The organism is Undibacterium sp. 5I2 (assembly GCF_035019605.1).
In the GTDB taxonomy this organism is placed as follows: Bacteria; Pseudomonadota; Gammaproteobacteria; order Burkholderiales; family Burkholderiaceae_D; genus Undibacterium.
The window spans coordinates 1-17600 of sequence record NZ_JASJVS010000037.1 but is presented as its reverse complement, the minus strand read 5'-3'; the positions used below and the strand labels follow the sequence as shown (position 1 = coordinate 17600).

The following is a 17600-nucleotide window of genomic DNA, read 5'->3' as shown; positions in this document are numbered from 1 at the left end:
AAAAATGATACCTGAACTGGGACAATTCGCCCTCGCGCTCGCGCTCGCACTCTCGCTCGTGGCCGGCAGCTACGGTTTGTGGCACATCAGTCGCCGCAGCCAAGATGAAGCGTATTTATCGCGCGCTATGGCCGGCTCGAGCATCTTGGTGTTCGGCTTGATTGCAGCGAGCTTTGGCGCACTCGTCGCCAGCTTCGTCAGCAGCGACTTTTCGGTGCGCAATGTTGCTGAAAATTCAAATATTTTATTGCCGCTGCAATACAAAATTGCCGCCAGCTGGGGTTCGCATGAAGGCTCCATGCTGCTGTGGATACTCATGTTGGCTGGCTGGACTGGCGCCGTCGCGCTGTTCTCGCAAGCGCTGGCCGCCGGCTTTCGCGTGCGCGTGCTGGCGATACTCTTGCTCTTGCAAGTCACCTTCCTGGGATTTTTACTGTCGAGTTCCAATCCCTTTCTGCGCCTGCTGCCAGCCGCTGCGGCCGGGCATGATTTGAATCCACTGCTGCAAGATCCGGTCATGGTCAGCCATCCGCCGCTGCTCTACATGGGCTATGTCGGCTTTGCCGTCAGCTTCGCGTTTGCCATCGCCGCCCTGCTCGAAGGCCGACTCGATCCGACTTGGGCGCGCTGGTCACGCCCCTGGGCCAATGCCGCTTGGTCATTTTTGACCATCGGCATTTTGCTCGGCAGTTGGTGGGCCTATTCAGTCTTAGGCTGGGGCGGCTGGTGGTTTTGGGATCCGGTAGAAAATGCCTCCTTACTGCCATGGTTAGCCGGCACCGCCTTGATCCATTCACTGGCCGTCAGTGACAAACGCAATGCCCTCAAAAGCTGGACCATCCTGCTGGCGATGGTTGCCTTCGCACTCTCGCTGCTCGGTACCTTCTTGGTACGCTCGGGCGTACTGACATCGGTACATGCCTTTGCTACCGACCCACGCCGCGGCATACTGATACTCGGCTTACTCATCGTCATCATCGGCTGCTCCTTCATGCTCTATGCTGCGCGCACCCGACAAGTCGGGCTGGGCGGCCAATTTGCTGCCGTATCGCGCGAATCCATGCTGCTGGCGAATAACTTATTACTCGTCTGCGCCCTCGCCGCGGTCTTGCTTGGCACCTTGTATCCCTTGATCGTCGAAGTGCTGAGCGGACAAAAAATGTCGGTCGGTCCACCGTATTTCAATGCCGTGTTCGCCCCCTTGCTGTTGCCGGCCGTCTGGCTGATGGCGCTGGCACCGCATAGCCAGTGGAAAGCCATGCCGTTGCTGGCAGCAATCAAACCGATGTGCCTGCCACTGCTGGTCGCCATCGCACTGACCGGCGCGGTCATCTGGAGCATGGGCAAGGGCAGCCTGCTGATGGCAATCGGTCTGGTCGCCGCCATCACGCTGGCGCTGGCCACCCTGGCCCATCCGCTGCAGCAATTACGCAAGCTCAAAGATAACGGTGCCTCGCGCGCCTTGTTCGACCGCATGCGTTTGCTCAGTCTGTCGTACTGGGGCATGATCGTGGCCCACTGCGGTATCGCCCTGTTCGTCGCCGGCGTCACCATGGTCAAAACCTATGAAATCGAACGCGATCTGGTGATGCAACCGGGTCAGACTGAAAGCATAGGACCATGGCGCTTGAGCTTCATTGGCGTCGATCAAGTTCCCGGCCCGAATTACCTGGCTGCCCATGGCGTATTCGAACTCACGCGTGGCGAAGGCAAGCTGATCGAACTGGTCGAACCGGAAAAACGCCAGTTCAATGGGGCTGGCCAAGTCATCACACAAGCCGCGATTTCTTACGGTTTCTTCGGCGATGTGTATGTCTCACTGGGCGAAGCCAGTACGACACAAGAACAAGCTTGGAGTGTACGAGTCTATCTGAAACCCTGCATCAATTGGATCTGGTGGGGCTGCGCACTGATGGCACTAGGCGGCATCCTGACCCTGTTTGACCGCCGCTACCGACGTCGGCCAGCAGCACAACATACTGAGGCATCGGCATGATGCGCGCCTTACGTCTGGGCCTGCCGTTGTTAGTGCTGGTTTTGCTTTCCATCGTGCTCGCCCGTGGTTTACAACTCGATCCGCGCCACCTGCCCTCGGTGCAGGTGGGTAAAGCCGCGCCAGCATTCAGCCGTCCCAGCCTGGCGCCAGCGGCAGCATTTTCCACGGCCGATTTGCGCGGCCAAGTCTGGATCATGAATGTCTTCGCCTCGTGGTGCTCGGCTTGTATCAGCGAGCACCCGCGGCTGCTGAAACTGGCCGCTGAACACCAACTGCCCCTGATTGGTCTGGCGTATAAAGATGAACCAGATGCGACGCGGCAATGGTTACAAGAGCATGGCAACCCCTACCGCCAAGTCGCCCTCGATATCGATGGCAGCGTCGCCATCGATTACGGCGTATATGGCGTTCCTGAAACTTTTGTCATCGATGCCAAAGGGATCATCCGCTATCGTCACGTCGGCCCTATCGATGATGATTTTTATGCCGTCCACATCGCACCGCTGCAAAGCGCTGCCGCCCAATGAAGGAAAACCTATGACCCGCCTTGACACTGGTACGCTGAAATCGGTGCCTGCCAGCGCGCAAGCCGACTACGAGCGCATGCAACACCTGGCGGCTGAATTACGTTGCCTGGTCTGTCAGAACCAAACCATCGCCGATTCCAACTCCGGCCTTGCCATCGACCTGCGCCATCAAATCAGCAGCCAGATCGAAGCCGGCAAAAGCGATGTGGCTATAAAGCAATATATGGTCGAACGCTACGGTGAGTTCGTGCTGTATCAACCGAGTTTCAACGCCACCAACGCCATGCTCTGGTTGGGGCCGTTTCTAATGTTGCTACTTGGCATAATTTTGACCTGGCGTATCATTAAAAAAAATGCCGCCCGCGCAGCCCTACCCGGCTTGCCTGCCGACCCTGCCGCACCCAGCGCCAGCCGCGCCTTAGAAATAGAGCAACGTTACCAACAAGATATACAGCACACAAAGTAACGCTGAAACAACAAGCATGCTCTGCAGATGGTGGAGAGCAAGTACAATTCTGGCATTATTGCAATAATCCAAGAAACTCCGTGTGCCCATCGGTTCGCCACGGTATCAACCAGGAAGCTCGATCACATGATGAAGCGCAAATTTCAACTGCGAATAGCCCTTCCGGTGTTCTTTGCCGCCTTGGTGACGATCACGGCGGTACTGATTTTCTTGGTCAATTACATTTTCTCGCTGTCATCGATGGATAAAGTCAGCCGTGATTACATCGGCAATGTCGGCAGCTTGGTACTGGAAAAAACCCTCAATCATTTGGCCCCGGCAGCCAAATTAGCCAGTATCAATGCCGATTTACTCGATCCGCACAACAGCCAATCCGATTATTTGAAAAATTTCAATCGCGTAACAATAGGGCAATTAAACGTCTACCCGCAAGTCACGCAAACCTATATCGCCGATACCAAGGGCAACTTCCTGCTCAACACCCGTGAAAAAGACGGCAGCATTGCCTCCCAATCGACCACCCGGCTCAGAGATGACGAAGCCGCCCGCAGCATCGTCGCGACCGCCTTGAGCATGCCGAAAGTCAGCCTGGAAGACAAAGCCGCCATCGCCGCCTTAGTCACGCCCATCATCAAGACCAGCGCCAGCTACCGCGATATCGACGGTCAGCCAAGCAGAACGGAAGTACTGAAGGGTTCGGTCTACGACCCGCGCCTGCGGCCGTGGTTTAAAGCTGCAGTCAAGAAAAAATCGACGACTTGGACCCCGGCCTACCTGTTTTCTTCAACCGGTAAGCATTTCGCTTCTGGCCAACTCGGCATCACCGCCTCAAGCCCGATCTTGGGTGCGCAAGCGTTCTCAGACTTGCAAGGGGTAGTCGGCGTCGACATCACCTTACTCGAATTATCCAAATTCATCGGCAGCTTACAAATCGGCAAAACTGGCCGCGCCTTCATCATCAACTCCACCGGTCAAATGATTGCGCTGAGCGATTACAGCAAGGTCACCGTCACCAATGAGGCTGGCCAAACCAGCCTGGCCAACATCAACCAGAGCAAAGATGCCGCCGCTTTACTCAGCTATCAGCTGCTGGCCAGCGAAACTTCCGAGCACCAACACGTACTCGATGTCAGCGGTCCGCGGTTTACCAAATTTCAATCAGCCGGTCTGAACTACATCGGCTATTTCCTACCGATACCGGAAGAACTCGGGCTCGACTGGTACATCGGCATCGTCGTACCGGAAGATGATTTCATCGGCGACATCCGGCGCAACCTGGTACTGAGCATACTCATATCGGGCCTCGCTTTGCTCATCGTCTTCCTGCTCTCGATCCGCCTCTCCAAAGGCATCACCCAACCCTTGGCGATACTGACACGTGAAGCACTGGCGATCCGCGAATTCCATGTCGACGGCTCATTGCCGCTCCATACGCGCTTTCGCGAGTTACATGAAATGGCGACGGCGTTCGAAAGCATGAAGGCCGGCCTGCGCTCCTTCCGCAAATTCGTGCCGGCCGATTTGGTGCGCACCCTGGTGCAGTCGGGCGAAGAAGCAAGTCTGGGTGGGCGGCGCGAACGGATCACGATTTTCTTTTCCGATATCGTCGGCTTTACCCGCATCGCCGAACAAATGAGTGCCGAAGCCCTGATCACGCATTTGGGCGAATATGTCAGCTTGCAAAGCAATGTCATTGAAGAAATGCGCGGCACCGTCGACAAATTCATCGGCGACGCCATCATGGCATTCTGGAATGCGCCGCTGCCGGTCGAGCAGCATGCGCTGCGCACCTGCGAAGCCGCACTGGCGGTGCAAGCCGCCTTACGCGCACAACGGCCGCACTGGCAAGCCCAAGGCCTGCCGATCTTCCATGCCCGCATCGGCATCGAGACCGGCGACGTCGTAGTTGGTAACATGGGTAGCGCCAAGCGCCTCAACTACACCGTCATTGGCGACACCGTCAATCAAGCCAGCCGCCTCGAATCGCTGGGTAAATTCTACCAAGTCAGCATCTTGATCGGCGAAGTCGCCTTTGGCGAAGCCGGCAGCGGCATCGAAGCCCGTTGGCTCGATCGCGTCATCTTGATGGGCAAGAGTAAAGCCATCAATATCTACGAACTGCTGGCAAAGAAAGGTGAACTGGGCGAACCGGCCCAGCAATTCCGCGCCCTCTATGAAAGCGCCCTGCTGGAATACTTCGCGCAACGCTGGGAAGCAGCCGACAGTTTATTCGCCCAAGCGCAACAATTGCAAGCGAACGACCATGCCTGCACCCTGATGCGCGCGCGCTGCGCCGAATTCACCCTGCACCCACCCGCCGACAACTGGAATGGCGCGTTTGTGCCAGACAGTAAATAACAAGGAAACGCATGTCGATGTTCAAGAAACTTTTTTACCGCCTGTGCTGGCTGTGCCTGATCAGTTTGCCAGCGCAAGCACAAAATGGCACGGCCGGCACGCTGCTACCACCCGATATACAAAAAATCAAAGACCGTGGCAGCTTACAAGTCGCTATGTATTCCAAAGATGTGATCCCGTATTTGATGGCCGACAGCATGGGCCAATTATCGGGTAATGACGTCGACTTAGCCAGAAATTTAGCTGCAGCACTGCAAGTTGAGATCAGTATCGATCGCTCGGCCAAAACCTTCAATGAGCTGGTCGACTTAGTCGCCAGCGGTAAGGCCGACATCGGCTTAAGCTTAATCAGTCGAACCCTCGGCCGTGCTGAAAAAGTACGTTTTTCCCATCCATATGTGATCGTGCGCCCGGTACTGGTGCTCAATCGTCTCACCGCCAGCCGCGCCGGTTTCGACGGTAATAACCCGCTCAAGGAAATGGCGCTGTTCCGCGGTCAACTGGCCGAACCCAAGGGCAACTCCTACATCGACTTTGCCAAGGCCGCCTTTCCCAAAGCCAGCGTGCTCGAGCTCGCCACTTGGGACGAAGTCTTCAATGCCGTATTCGAAGGTAAAGCCATGGCCACCCTGCGCGATGAAATCGGCGTCAAAAATTATCTGATGAAATACCCGGAACGTTCGGTGCAATTGAAAACCATCCCGATCACCGACCCCGCCCGCGCCGATGGCCTTGGCATTGCCGTCAACAGCAACAGTACGCATTTATTATCGTGGATTAATCTGTATTTGGAACTCAACTATCCGACGCGCAGCGCCGAAGATTTAGTCAGAATCTATGCGAAATATTATAAAAAATAATTTCCGGCTGCCGCTAGCGCTACTCGCGCTCAGCTTCTGGTGTTGTTACGCCGCGGCCGTGCCAGCCCAGCAAGTACCGGATAATCTGCAGATGGTGCAAGACATTCGCCTGCGTGGCCAATTGCGCGTGGCCGCCATGGCCGTCCCAGTCTATCCGTTCACGCTGCAAAAAGACGGTGTCTGGAGCGGCTACGACGTCGACCTCGCCACTCGCATCGCCAACGCCATCGGCGTCAAGCTCAATTGGGATGCCAGTTACCGCAGCAATGCCGAACTGATTGCCGCCCTCAAACAAAACAAAGCCGACATCGCCTTCTCCCGCCTCAAACGTGACTTGCAAAGCGCGCGGCAAATCCATTACACCAAGCCCTACATCAGTCTCAACTACGTGCTGCTGACCAATCGCATGCGCATCATGGCGCAGCGCCCCGGCGACGAATCGATCCAAGCCCTGAGCAAGCTGCCGCTGCAAATCGGTACAATCGACCAGAGCGCCTACCTGAGCATGGCTAAACAACGCTTTCCAGCTGGCCGCATCAGCGCCTTTGCTGATATCGCCAGTCTGCGTGCGGCGCTCGAAGCCGGTCGCATCGATGCCGCATTCTGCGATGAAGTCGAAGCCAAATACCTGTTCATCGAACATGCCGAACTCGGCATCCGCTTCGGTTATATCGCCTTACCGGAATTAACCAGCGGAATCGTGGCGATGGTCGACTGGCCGCAGCAGCACTGGCTGGCCTGGCTCAACCTCTTGCTCGAACCAAGCTCCGGCAACACCACGGTTAATCAGCTGTTTCTGCATCATTATTAAAATCAACACAAGGTCACACCCCCATGAAATCCGCTCCCGAAGCAGTGCAGGCTTACTCTCTCGACTGGCTCAAGTCGCCCGTCGTCATCCTCATTGCCATGATCGTCGGAATCCTGACCGGCTTATTCTTCCCCGCGTTCTCGCACATGATCGCACCGGTCGGTGCGATCTATCTCAAGCTGCTGCAAATGACCATCATCCCGATTCTGATGACCGCCCTCATCACCAGCGTCGGGCGCTTATTTTCCTCAGAAAGTGCGCGCCACAACATCGTTAAAATCATCGTCAGCAGCCTGATTTTTTTATTCGCCATCAGCCTCTTGGCCTTGGTGGTCAGCCTGTTAGTCGGCCCCGGTGAAGACCTGAGTAAAGAAGCGCAGATCTTGCTCGGTAAAACACTCAATGCCGCCGACCAGTCTGACGGTGGCACCCAGCTCGGCACCAGTCGCGGCTTTTTCGACTTTCTGCAATCGATGATCCCCTCGAATGTGTTCCAAGCCATGGGCGAAGGCTCGAATCTGTCCATCCTGTTCTTTTCACTGGTGCTGGGCGTAGCCACCGGAAAGATCGGCGGCAGCACCGCCCATCACATCCTCAATTTCACCGATGCCTTGTTCAAGGTGTTGTTCAAAATCATCAGCTGGATCATGTATTTGCTGCCGTTCGGCTTATTCTCGCTGCTGGCCAGCGAACTCGCCAGCACCGGTGCCGAAACCCTGGTGGCAATGGCCAAATTCGTCGCCATGATCTGGGGTATTTCACTGCTCATCATCTTGCTCGACACCATAGTGCTGTGCATGGCGACGCGCCGCTCGCCGCTGGTGGTATTGTCCGCCATGAAGGAATCCATGCTCATCGCCTTCGGTACCAGCAGCACCTTCGCTTCCATGCCGGCGGCAATCGATGGCCTGACCGGCGACAAACTCAGGATGTCACCGGACATCATCAACCTGGTCATCCCGCTTGGTGCCGTCATCAACCGCTTTTCCATGATCATCATTTACACCTCAGCAACCGTGTTTGCGGCCCAACTGTATGGCATATCGCTGAGCTTCCCCGATCTGGCTCTGGCGCTGGTATTGAGTGTGTTAGCCGCCACTGCCGGTGCCGGTGCACCCGGCATCGTCTCGATCGCCATGGTCTCAATTGTGCTCATTCCCTTAGGATTACCGGCACAAGCGATCACGATCTTGCTGTTAGCGATCAATCCCATCATCGACCCGATCGCCACGCTGGCTAATATCTACACCAACGTCACGCTCAGCGCAGTCATCGCCGCGTCAGAAAAATCCAGCCCAAACGCGACGGCCTGAGCGATGGTAAACACACAGCATCGCTTGAACGTAGCCGTACTGAGCGGCGGATTTTCTTCTGAAGATTATCTGTCGCGCCGCAGTGCTGAATTAATCATCGCCCACGCCAATCCACAGCGCTATCGCTGTACCCTGTTGAATTGGGATAGCGCCGGCTGGGTCGACGAATCAGCCCCGGATCAAGCCGCGCACATCGTCACGCGCCATGCCAACGTACTGGCCACCTTTGCCATTCAGGGGCGCTTCGATATCGTCATCAACACCCTGCACGGCGAACTCGAATGCGATGGCCAACTGCAAGGCATGTTTGAATTGATACGCCAGCCCTACACCGGCAATGGAAAAATGGCCAGCATCAAAGGCATGAATAAAATCCTGTCGAAACAAATCATGCGCGCCGCCGGCTTCCTCACGCCCGACTGGTATGCATTTACCCGCGCCGAGTGGCCCAGCCGCGCTGCCGACATCGGCGCTGCTGCCGCCGCTTTCGGCTTTCCACTGATCGTCAAGGCAGCCACCGGTGGCTCGAGCAATTCGACTGAATTAGTCGAAAGCCAAGAAGACATTCAGCAAGCCATCACGCGCCTGCTGATCAATTATGATGAAATTTATCTGGAACCCTTTTTGGATGGGCTCGAATACACTGCTGCCGTGTTCGGCCGGCCCGGCAGCCCGCAGTTCCAGAGCCTGCCGGTAGCCCGCATCGCCTACGCAGGAAGAATGTTCGATGCGGCTATCAAAAAATCTGATCGCTACCAAGTCGCCATTCCCTGCGGCCTGTCCGCCGCCACTCAACTGGAATTACAAAGCATCGCGGAAAAACTGCATGCCTGTTTTCGCTTCAATGCCTTTTCACGCGTCGATTTCCGCTTTGCCGATGGCCAGCCCTATCTGTTAGAAGTCAATACCCATCCCGGCTTGGGAAAAAACAGCATCGTCCCGCTGATGCTCAATGCCGCCGGCATTGCCTGGGAAAGCGCGGTCGATTGGTTGATCGACAATGGCTTGCAGCGGCAAGCTTGATGCGGCGCGTGGGCAGTCTGTCGCAAAAGCCTGATGGACGCTTTTTTACACCTGAAACACCGCATACCTCGTCAGTCCCGCATGCTTTTGGCTGGAACCCAGTATCGTTTTCAGCACTGAAAACAGCATGATTTCTGGCATTTTCAGTTCAGCACGAACGCCGCCAGGTTCCCGCGCAAAAGCGCGCTGATCATTACCCACAAGTCAGGTCGATTGCGCATCCATCCCGCCGCCCAATTCGTCATTGCCGCGTAGGCGGCAATCCAGTGGCGCGCACGCGCCTTTTATATCTGTGCGGCTCAGGCGCAGCAGGACGTGTTGATTTAACAGAAAAAAAAATGCCCTTAATCGACCATCCCACCCTGAAGGCACTGACGTGCCACTGGATTCCCCGCCTGCGCGGGGAATGACGAGTCGAGAGCAGGCCAGGTCGACTACGTATCCACCCAATCGCCCAATTCGTCATTGCCGCGTAGGCGGCAATCCAGTGGCGCGCACGCGCTTTTTATATCTGTGCGGCTCAGGCGCAGCAGGACGTGTTGATTTAACAGAAAAAAAAATGCCCTTGATCGACCATCCCACCCTGAAGGCACTGACGTGCCACTGGATTCCCCGCCTGCGCGGGGAATGACGAGTCGAGAGCATGGGGGAATGACATGTCGGCCAGTTGGAGTAATGATACCGACTCAATACCCTTTTGCGACAGCCTCTGAAGGGCGAGGTTTGCCGCGCAAGCGATCAATTGAAGCAAGATTTTTTCTACATTCTTCCTCACACAATTCGCAGGATAGAATGGCGATGCAAGGCTTGTGCACGCGATGTGAATATGCTCGCGCAAAAACAGTTCAATGTCGCCATCGTTCCAGTATGCTGCTGCCGCAAGCGCAGCTAAGCCGGCACCCTGACCCACCCTTCCATCAGCACGCGCGCACTGCGGCTCATGATCGCCTTGGTCACACTCCAACTGCCATCGTGTGGATTTTGCACGGCTTGGGCACCAACTCGCAGCGTGCCCGATGGATGACCAAAGCGCACCGCACTGCGTGCGCCACCACCGGCAGCCAGATTCACCAAGGTGCCAGGAATCGCGGCGGCGGTGCCAATGGCAACGGCGGCCGTGCCCATCATCGCATGATGCAACTTACCCATAGACATGGCGCGCACCAACAAATCGATATCAGCTGCCTGTACCGCCTTACCACTCGAGGCGATGTAATCAGCTGGGGCGGCCACGAACGCCAGCTTCGGCGTGTGCTGGCGCGTGACTGCCTGATCCAGCGCGCTGATCAAACCCATGCGCAGCGCACCGTGGGCGCGTATCGTTTCCAACTTAGCCAAGGCGAGCGGATCGCTGTTAATCGCCTCCTGCAGTTCACAACCGGTATAACCGAGCGCCGCCGCGTCGACGAAAATAGTTGGGATGCCGGCATTAATGAGCGTGACTTTGAGCGTACCGATACCAGGCACCTCAAGATCATCGACCACATTCCCGGTCGGGAACATCGCGCCGCCACCGCCCTCTTCTTCAGCGGCCGGATCCAGAAATTCAAGTTGTACTTCAGCCGCCGGAAAGCTCACGCCATCGAGTTCGAAGTCGCCCGTTTCCTGCACTAGCCCATCAGTAACCGGCACATGGGCGATGATGGTTTTGCCGATGTTGGCTTGCCAAATACGTACCCTCGCCATGCCACTCTGTATGCCGACGCCCAGCACGCGCTCCAACGCCACCAAGCCGCTGGCAATGGCAAACGAGCCGACTGCCGCCGATAAATTACCGCAATTCCCGCTCCAATCGACAAATGCCTGGTCGATCGCCACTTGGCCAAACAAGTAATCAACATCGTGCTCGGGCCGCGTGCTGGTCGCCAGAATCACGCTCTTGCTGGTACTCGAACTGGCACCACCCATGCCGTCGATCTGCTTACCATAAGGATCAGGACTACCGATCACGCGCAATAACAAAGCATCGCGCGCCGCACCGGGCACTTGCGCGGCCACGGGTAAATCTTGCAGACGGAAGAACACGCCTTTACTGGTACCACCACGCATATACGTGGCAGGAATTTTAATTTGAGGAAGATGGGCCATGTCTAGCACTCCGAAGAAAAAAGGGGCGCGCCGGAACCGGCGCGCCCGGAACAACAAGTAACTCAAACAACTTTTACGCCGCTTTGCTCGATTCGAGGAAATCCTGCGCGAAGCGTTGCAACACGCCGCCAGCTTCGTAAATCGAAACTTCTTCAGCGGTATCGAGACGACACAACATCGGCACTTCGAGGCGCTCACCATTTTTGCGATGAATCAGCAAGCTCAGCGTCGCGCGCGGACTGCGCACACCGCTGACATCATAGGTTTCACTGCCATCGAGCGCGAGCGTAAGACGATTCACACCAGGGAAAAATTCCAAAGGCAGCACGCCCATACCGACCAAGTTAGTCCGATGAATACGCTCAAAACCTTCGGCGGCAATCGCTTCCACCCCGGCCAAACGCACGCCTTTAGCGGCCCAATCACGCGAAGAACCTTGCCCATAATCGGCGCCGGCGATGATGATCAGCGGCTGCTTGCGCTCCATGTAAATTTCTATCGCTTCCCACATACGCGAAATTTTTCCTTCCGGTTCAATCCGCGTCAGCGACCCGGCCTTGACTTGACCGTTTTCCTGCACCATTTCATTTTTTAAAGTTGGATTGGCGAAAGTGGCACGTTGCGCGGTTAAATGATCGCCGCGGTGAGTGGCATAGGAATTGAAATCTTCTTCCGGCAAACCCATTTTTGCCAAATACGCACCGGCCGCACTGTCGAGCATGATCGCGTTCGACGGTGACAAATGATCGGTCGTGATATTGTCACCCAATACCGCCAGCGCACGCATGCCCTTCATCGTGCGTTCCCCTGCCAGTGCACCTTCCCAGTACGGTGGCCGGCGGATGTAGGTGGTTGCTGGACGCCAGTCGTAAAGCGGGCTGACGCTGCTGCCATCATCGGCTTGTTTGGCGAACATAGGAATGTACACCTTGCGGAATTGTTCAGGTTTAACACTGCTAGCCACAATCGCATCGATTTCCGCATCGCTGGGCCAAATATCCTTGAGCGTCACCGGCAAGCCGGCGGCATCGATGCCGAGCACATCTTTTTCAATATCGAAGCGTATTGTGCCGGCAATCGCATACGCCACCACCAGCGGCGGCGAAGCCAAAAATGCTTGTTTCGCATACGGGTGAATCCGACCATCGAAATTTCGGTTACCCGACAACACCGCAGTCGCATACAAATCACGCGCGATCACTTCTTGCTCAATCACCGGATCGAGCGCACCGCTCATGCCATTGCAAGAAGTACAGGCATACGCCACCACGCCGAAACCCAGCTGTTCGAGCTCGCTCATCAAACCGGCTTCTTCCAAATACAAGGTGACGGTTTTCGAACCGGGTGCCAAGGAACTCTTCACCCAAGGCTTACGCGTCAAGCCACGGGCATTGGCATTTCGGGCGATCAAACCGGCGGCAATCATATTGCGGGGGTTATTGGTATTGGTGCAACTGGTGATGGCGGCAATGATCACCGCACCATCCGGCATCAAACCGGCTTCGTTCTCGACCTTGCCGCTGATACCGCGCGCCGCCAATTCCGAAGTCGGCACACGGTTATGCGGATTCGATGGCCCGGCAATCGTCCTTACCACCGACGACAAATCGAAATGCAGCACGCGTTCATATTCGGCATGTTTCAAACTCTCGGCCCACAAGCCGGTTTCTTTCGCATACAACTCGACGAGCTTGACCAGTTCATCGTCGCGACCGGTCAATTTCAAATACTTGATGGTTTGTTCATCGATGTAAAACATCGCCGCGGTAGCACCGAATTCCGGTGCCATATTGGCGATGGTGGCGCGGTCACCGAGCGTCAAACGCGCGGCACCGTCACCGTAAAATTCGAGGTAAGACGAGACCACTTTTTGCTTGCGCAAAAATTCCGTCAGCGCCAGCACGATGTCGGTGGCGGTGATGCCTTCCTGCGGTCGGCCGCTCAGTTCCACCCCAATGATATCGGGCAGACGCATCCACGAGGCACGTCCCAGCATCACGCTCTCGGCTTCCAGACCGCCAACGCCGATGGCGATGACGCCGAGCGCATCGACCATCGGTGTATGGCTGTCAGTACCGACCAAGGTATCGGGATAGGCCACGCCATCCTGCACTTGGATCACCGGCGACATGCGCTCAAGATTAATCTGATGCAGAATGCCATTACCAGGTGGAATGACATCGACATTTTTAAACGCTTTTTTAGTCCAATTGATGAAATCGAAGCGATCTTCATTACGTCGATCTTCGATCGCGCGGTTTTTAGCGAAGGCATTGGGATCAAAACCGCCGCATTCGACTGCCAGCGAGTGATCGACCACTAATTGAGTCGGCACCACCGGATTCACCAGCGCCGGATCACCGCCTTGCGCCGCAATCGCGTCACGCAAACCGGCCAGATCGACCAGCGCAGTTTGTCCCAGAATATCGTGGCACACCACGCGTGCCGGAAACCAAGGAAAATCGAGATCACGCTTGCGTTCGATAAATTGTTTGAGCGAATCCTCCAGCGTGGCCGGATCACAGCGGCGCACCAGATTTTCGGCCAAAACACGCGAGGTGTAGGGCAGTTTGTCATAGGCGCCAGGAGTGATGGCGTCGACCGCGGCACGGGTATCGTAGTAATCGAGTTTAGTGCCGGGTAGGGCTTTGCGATTTGCAGTATTCATGGCTCAGTCAGGGAAAAATTAAGAGACAGCAGCAGCGGCGCCGCCGCAGTAATCACGGCGGCAGCGTCGGCGCGCAGCTTATTGACGGTCTTTAAGTGGCACAAATGCGAGATCTTCCGGGCCAACATAATTGGCACTCGGACGAATGATCTTGTTATCGATGCGTTGCTCGATGATATGGGCGGCCCAACCGGAAGTACGGGCAATCACGAACAAGGGCGTAAACATCGCCGTCGGCACGCCCATCATGTGATACGACACCGCCGAGAACCAATCGAGATTCGGGAACATTTTTTTCGCTTCCCACATCACGCTTTCAAGCCGTTCAGCGATATCGTACATCTTGGTCGAACCGGCCTGTTGCGACAATTCTTTGGCAACATCTTTGATGACCTTGTTGCGCGGATCAGAAATGGTATACACCGGATGGCCGAAACCAATCACCACTTCTTTGTTTTCCACACGTTTTTTGATATCGGCTTCGGCTTCGTCCGGATTATCGTAACGTTTCTGAATTTCGAAAGCGACTTCATTGGCACCGCCATGCTTAGGACCGCGCAAAGCACCAATGGCACCGGCCACGGCCGAATGCATGTCGGAACCAGTACCGGCGATGACGCGACCGGCAAAGGTCGAAGCATTGAATTCATGTTCCGCGTACAAAATCAAGGAAGTATGCATGGCGCTGACCCATTGCGCAGACGGCGCAATGCCGTGCAACAGATGCAAGAAGTGGCCACCGATGGAATCATCGCCGGTTTCAACTTCGATGCGGCGGCCATTGTGGCTGTAGTGGTACCAGTACAGCAGCATGGAACCGAACGACGCCATCAATTGATCGGCAATATCGCGCGCGCCCGGCAAATTATGATCATCTTTTTCCGGCAGCATGCAACCGAGTGCAGACACCCCGGTGCGCATCACATCCATAGGATGAGCCGAAGCCGGCAAACATTCCAAGGCCGCCTTCAAACTGGCTGGCAAACCGCGCAGGGCTTTGAGTTTGGCTTTATAAGCGAGCAGTTCGGCCGGCGTCGGCAATTTGCCATGCACCAGCAAATGCGCGATTTCTTCGAATTCACACGTGGTGGCGATGTCGAGAATATCGTAGCCGCGATAATGTAAATCATTGCCGGTCTTGCCGACCGTGCACAAAGCGGTATTGCCGGCGGTAACACCGGACAAGGCCACCGATTTTTTCGGTTTGAATGGGGTAGTAGCTTCAGTCATTTTTTGCTCCTCGATGTCTCGCAGATATGGTAAGGAATGGTTTTATTTGTTTTTTTGCTGAGCAAACAGCGCGTCGAGCTTTTGCTCGAAGCTGTGGTAATTGATGCGCTCGTAGAGTTCCATCCGCGTTTGCATGGTATCGACGACGTTTTTCTGTGTACCATCGCGACGGATCGCTTCATACACATTTTCCGCTGCCTTATTCATGGCACGGAAAGCCGACAAGGGATACAGCACCAGACCGACGTCGACCGATTTCAACTCTTCCACCGTGAACAAAGGTGTAGCACCGAATTCGGTAATATTGGCCAGAATCGGCACGCGCAAATGCGCAGCGAAACGCTGATACATAGGCAATTCCGTGATCGCTTCCGGAAACACCATATCGGCACCGGCTTCGACATAGGCGTGGGCACGTTCGAGCGCACGCTCAAAGCCTTCCACCGCCAAGGCATCGGTACGCGCCATGATCACGAAATCGGGATCGCTACGGGCATCCACCGCCGCCTTGATACGGTCAACCATTTCCTGCTGCGTGACGATTTCTTTACCGGGACGATGACCGCAGCGCTTGGCACCGACCTGGTCTTCGATATGGATGGCCGCCGCGCCGAATTTAATCATCGACTTAACAGTACGGGCAACATTGAAAGCCGACGCCCCGAAGCCGGTATCGGCATCGACTAGCAGCGGTAAATCGCAGACATCGGTAATGCGGCGCACATCGGTGAGCACATCGTCGAGATTGGAAATACCGAGATCAGGCAAACCCAGGGAACCGGCAGCAACGCCGCCACCGGACAAGTAAATCGCCTTGAAACCGGCACGCTTGGCCAGCAAGGCATGATTGGCATTGATCGCGCCGATCACTTGCAAAGGTGATTCTTCTTGGATCGCCTTGCGGAAAGCGGCGCCTGCTGAATAATGACTCATTTTTCACTCCGGAAAGGGTAGGAACTGTCAGGCATAACGCAAACACCATGCCAACAGTGAGAGAAATATAAACTCCTCAACAAAATCATCGACTTAGCGCCGCTAGCAAGAAAAACCTATCCCAAAACAATCGGTATACGTTTCACATGGCGTTGCAATTTAAATCCATTGAAACACATATGAAACACGATTGAAACGTTGCGCCAACGATGTCTGCACGTTCTAAAGCTACCGCCGTCATGCTGAAAGCCGTATCATCAAGCCTTCTCTGTCTGCATACAAGCGAGCAAGCCGATGTCGCCGTCCCTCCTGTCACCACGCAACACGCGTTACGCCGCGCCCAAGCTGTACCAAGCAATGCCATGCTGAGCCCAGCCGACTGGCGCGCCTTGATGCCGGCATGTCAGGAAATCCTGCTTCCGGTCGGCACCGTCGTGTTTCGTCCGGGCGACCGTTGTGAGCGCTACTTTGTCGTGACGGCGGGAACGGTGCGGGTAGTAAAAACGGCCGAAAACGGCCGTGAAATTGTGCTCTATCGTGTCAACGGCGGCGAAACCTGCAGCATCACCACCTCCTGTCTGATGGCCCAAGAATGCTATCCGGCCAGCGCTATTGCCGAAACCCAGGTGCACGCGCTGACGCTCGATGCGGCAGCCTTCGAACAAGCACTCAGCAACAGTCCGGCCTTCCGTCGTTTCGTGTTTGCCGCCTTCTCGCAAAGGCTAGGAAATCTGATCGCCCGCATAGAAGAAATCGCCCTGCAACGTATCGATGTCAGACTGGCCCGATACTTACTCGCGGCACCAGACACTGCCGGCATCGTATTGGCCACGCACCAACAGCTCGCCGTCGAATTGGGCTCGGCACGCGAAGTCGTTTCGCGCATGCTCAAGGAATTTGAGCATCAGGGCGCGCTGCGCCTCGGGCATAAGCAAATAGAAATCTGTGACCGCGCCTTGCTGCAAACCATTGTTTTGCGCCATCTGTGAGCTAGTCACAGACGGTCCTGCCGCCGCCGCGGTGTAATACAGCTTCATACACAGCAAGGAAATCACCATGTTTAAACAAAATGTAGGTAATGCCGACCGTATCCTCCGTCTGCTGCTCGGCGCAGCCATACTGAGCCTGGCCTTTTTCGGCCCGCAAACGCCCTGGGGCTATCTCGGCCTCATCCCACTGCTGACCGGCTTGGTCGGCCGTTGTCCAGCCTACCTGCCGTTCGGCTTCACGACCTGCGCCATCCGCAACAATTGACATCCTCGCCGCCCTAAAGGACAGGGATTCCTACGGCGCTCAAACAAAAACTGCTTGAGTCGCTTCGGTGGGT

At 55.8% G+C, this 17600-nt stretch carries 14 protein-coding genes; 10 read left to right on the top strand and 4 right to left on the bottom strand.

Translation table 11 applies throughout. The features are described 5' to 3' along the window. The first annotated feature begins 4 nt into the window (after nt 1–4). The 8 genes from QN359_RS13200 to QN359_RS13165 all read left to right on the top strand — a co-directional run bounded on the left by QN359_RS13200 (nt 5) and on the right by QN359_RS13165 (nt 9354). On the top strand, nt 5–1996 hold the full coding sequence (locus QN359_RS13200) for a heme lyase CcmF/NrfE family subunit (RefSeq protein ID WP_322247365.1): 1992 nt from the start codon (nt 5–7) through the stop codon (nt 1994–1996). Next, a complete protein-coding gene (locus QN359_RS13195; protein ID WP_322247364.1) occupies nt 1993–2523 on the top strand; it encodes a DsbE family thiol:disulfide interchange protein in 531 nt (176 codons plus the stop codon). The genes QN359_RS13200 and QN359_RS13195 overlap by 4 nt, the downstream gene beginning before the upstream one ends. A 10-nt stretch (nt 2524–2533) precedes the next feature. After that, nucleotides 2534–2989 (top strand): cytochrome c-type biogenesis protein, encoded by a 456-nt coding sequence (locus QN359_RS13190; protein ID WP_322247363.1) that lies wholly within the window; start codon nt 2534–2536, stop codon nt 2987–2989. Nucleotides 2990–3115: 126 nt separating this feature from the next. Beyond that, complete coding sequence (locus QN359_RS13185; protein WP_322247362.1) at nt 3116–5347, top strand: adenylate/guanylate cyclase domain-containing protein; 2232 nt, start codon at nt 3116–3118, stop codon at nt 5345–5347. Between the two features lie 17 nt (nt 5348–5364). Beyond that, nucleotides 5365–6207 (top strand): substrate-binding periplasmic protein, encoded by an 843-nt coding sequence (locus QN359_RS13180; protein WP_322247361.1) that lies wholly within the window; start codon nt 5365–5367, stop codon nt 6205–6207. Next, the gene (locus tag QN359_RS13175) at nt 6185–7018 is read left to right on the top strand and encodes a substrate-binding periplasmic protein (RefSeq protein ID WP_322247360.1); all 834 of its coding nucleotides are present in this window, start codon (nt 6185–6187) and stop codon (nt 7016–7018) included. The genes QN359_RS13180 and QN359_RS13175 overlap by 23 nt, the downstream gene beginning before the upstream one ends. Nucleotides 7019–7041: 23 nt before the next feature. Continuing rightward, complete coding sequence (locus QN359_RS13170) at nt 7042–8331, top strand: dicarboxylate/amino acid:cation symporter (RefSeq protein ID WP_322247359.1); 1290 nt, start codon at nt 7042–7044, stop codon at nt 8329–8331. Nucleotides 8332–8334: 3 nt separating this feature from the next. Continuing rightward, entirely contained in the window at nt 8335–9354 is a 1020-nt protein-coding gene (locus tag QN359_RS13165; RefSeq protein WP_322247358.1) for a hypothetical protein, read from the top strand. A gap of 888 nt (nt 9355–10242) precedes the next feature. Here QN359_RS13165 and prpF read toward each other — a convergent pair. The 4 genes from prpF to prpB form a co-directional block, all read right to left on the bottom strand. Further along, on the bottom strand, nt 10243–11442 hold the full coding sequence (gene prpF, locus QN359_RS13160) for a 2-methylaconitate cis-trans isomerase PrpF (RefSeq protein ID WP_322247357.1): 1200 nt from the start codon (nt 11440–11442) through the stop codon (nt 10243–10245). A 73-nt stretch (nt 11443–11515) separates the two neighbouring features. Beyond that, nucleotides 11516–14110, bottom strand: coding sequence for a Fe/S-dependent 2-methylisocitrate dehydratase AcnD (gene acnD, locus QN359_RS13155; RefSeq protein ID WP_322247356.1), 2595 nt, complete (start codon nt 14108–14110; stop codon nt 11516–11518). A gap of 78 nt (nt 14111–14188) precedes the next feature. Beyond that, nucleotides 14189–15340, bottom strand: a complete 1152-nt coding sequence (gene prpC, locus QN359_RS13150; protein ID WP_322247355.1) for a 2-methylcitrate synthase — start codon at nt 15338–15340, stop codon at nt 14189–14191. 42 nt (nt 15341–15382) lie between these two features. After that, the gene (gene prpB / locus QN359_RS13145) at nt 15383–16273 is read right to left on the bottom strand and encodes a methylisocitrate lyase (RefSeq protein WP_322247354.1); all 891 of its coding nucleotides are present in this window, start codon (nt 16271–16273) and stop codon (nt 15383–15385) included. Nucleotides 16274–16482: 209 nt separating this feature from the next. On the opposite strand from prpB, the gene QN359_RS13140 reads away from it, so the two are divergent. After that, on the top strand, nt 16483–17262 hold the full coding sequence (locus QN359_RS13140) for a Crp/Fnr family transcriptional regulator (protein ID WP_322247353.1): 780 nt from the start codon (nt 16483–16485) through the stop codon (nt 17260–17262). Between the two features lie 67 nt (nt 17263–17329). After that, a complete protein-coding gene (locus tag QN359_RS13135) occupies nt 17330–17527 on the top strand; it encodes a DUF2892 domain-containing protein (protein WP_322247352.1) in 198 nt (65 codons plus the stop codon). Nucleotides 17528–17600: the final 73 nt, after the last annotated feature.

Excerpts from the sequence above, each read along its gene's own strand:
- prpB (WP_322247354.1), bottom strand. The coding sequence starts at position 16,273 with ATGAGTCATTATTCAGCAGGCGCCGCTTTCCGCAAGGCGATCCAAGAA.
- QN359_RS13200 (WP_322247365.1), top strand. The coding sequence starts at position 5 with ATGATACCTGAACTGGGACAATTCGCCCTCGCGCTCGCGCTCGCACTC.
- QN359_RS13140 (WP_322247353.1), top strand. The coding sequence starts at position 16,483 with ATGTCTGCACGTTCTAAAGCTACCGCCGTCATGCTGAAAGCCGTATCA.
- QN359_RS13180 (WP_322247361.1), top strand. The coding sequence starts at position 5,365 with ATGTTCAAGAAACTTTTTTACCGCCTGTGCTGGCTGTGCCTGATCAGT.
- prpC (WP_322247355.1), bottom strand. The coding sequence starts at position 15,340 with ATGACTGAAGCTACTACCCCATTCAAACCGAAAAAATCGGTGGCCTTG.
- acnD (WP_322247356.1), bottom strand. The coding sequence starts at position 14,110 with ATGAATACTGCAAATCGCAAAGCCCTACCCGGCACTAAACTCGATTAC.
- QN359_RS13135 (WP_322247352.1), top strand. The coding sequence starts at position 17,330 with ATGTTTAAACAAAATGTAGGTAATGCCGACCGTATCCTCCGTCTGCTG.
- QN359_RS13190 (WP_322247363.1), top strand. The coding sequence starts at position 2,534 with ATGACCCGCCTTGACACTGGTACGCTGAAATCGGTGCCTGCCAGCGCG.
- prpF (WP_322247357.1), bottom strand. The coding sequence starts at position 11,442 with ATGGCCCATCTTCCTCAAATTAAAATTCCTGCCACGTATATGCGTGGT.
- QN359_RS13175 (WP_322247360.1), top strand. The coding sequence starts at position 6,185 with ATGCGAAATATTATAAAAAATAATTTCCGGCTGCCGCTAGCGCTACTC.
- QN359_RS13170 (WP_322247359.1), top strand. The coding sequence starts at position 7,042 with ATGAAATCCGCTCCCGAAGCAGTGCAGGCTTACTCTCTCGACTGGCTC.
- QN359_RS13185 (WP_322247362.1), top strand. The coding sequence starts at position 3,116 with ATGATGAAGCGCAAATTTCAACTGCGAATAGCCCTTCCGGTGTTCTTT.
- QN359_RS13195 (WP_322247364.1), top strand. The coding sequence starts at position 1,993 with ATGATGCGCGCCTTACGTCTGGGCCTGCCGTTGTTAGTGCTGGTTTTG.
- QN359_RS13165 (WP_322247358.1), top strand. The coding sequence starts at position 8,335 with ATGGTAAACACACAGCATCGCTTGAACGTAGCCGTACTGAGCGGCGGA.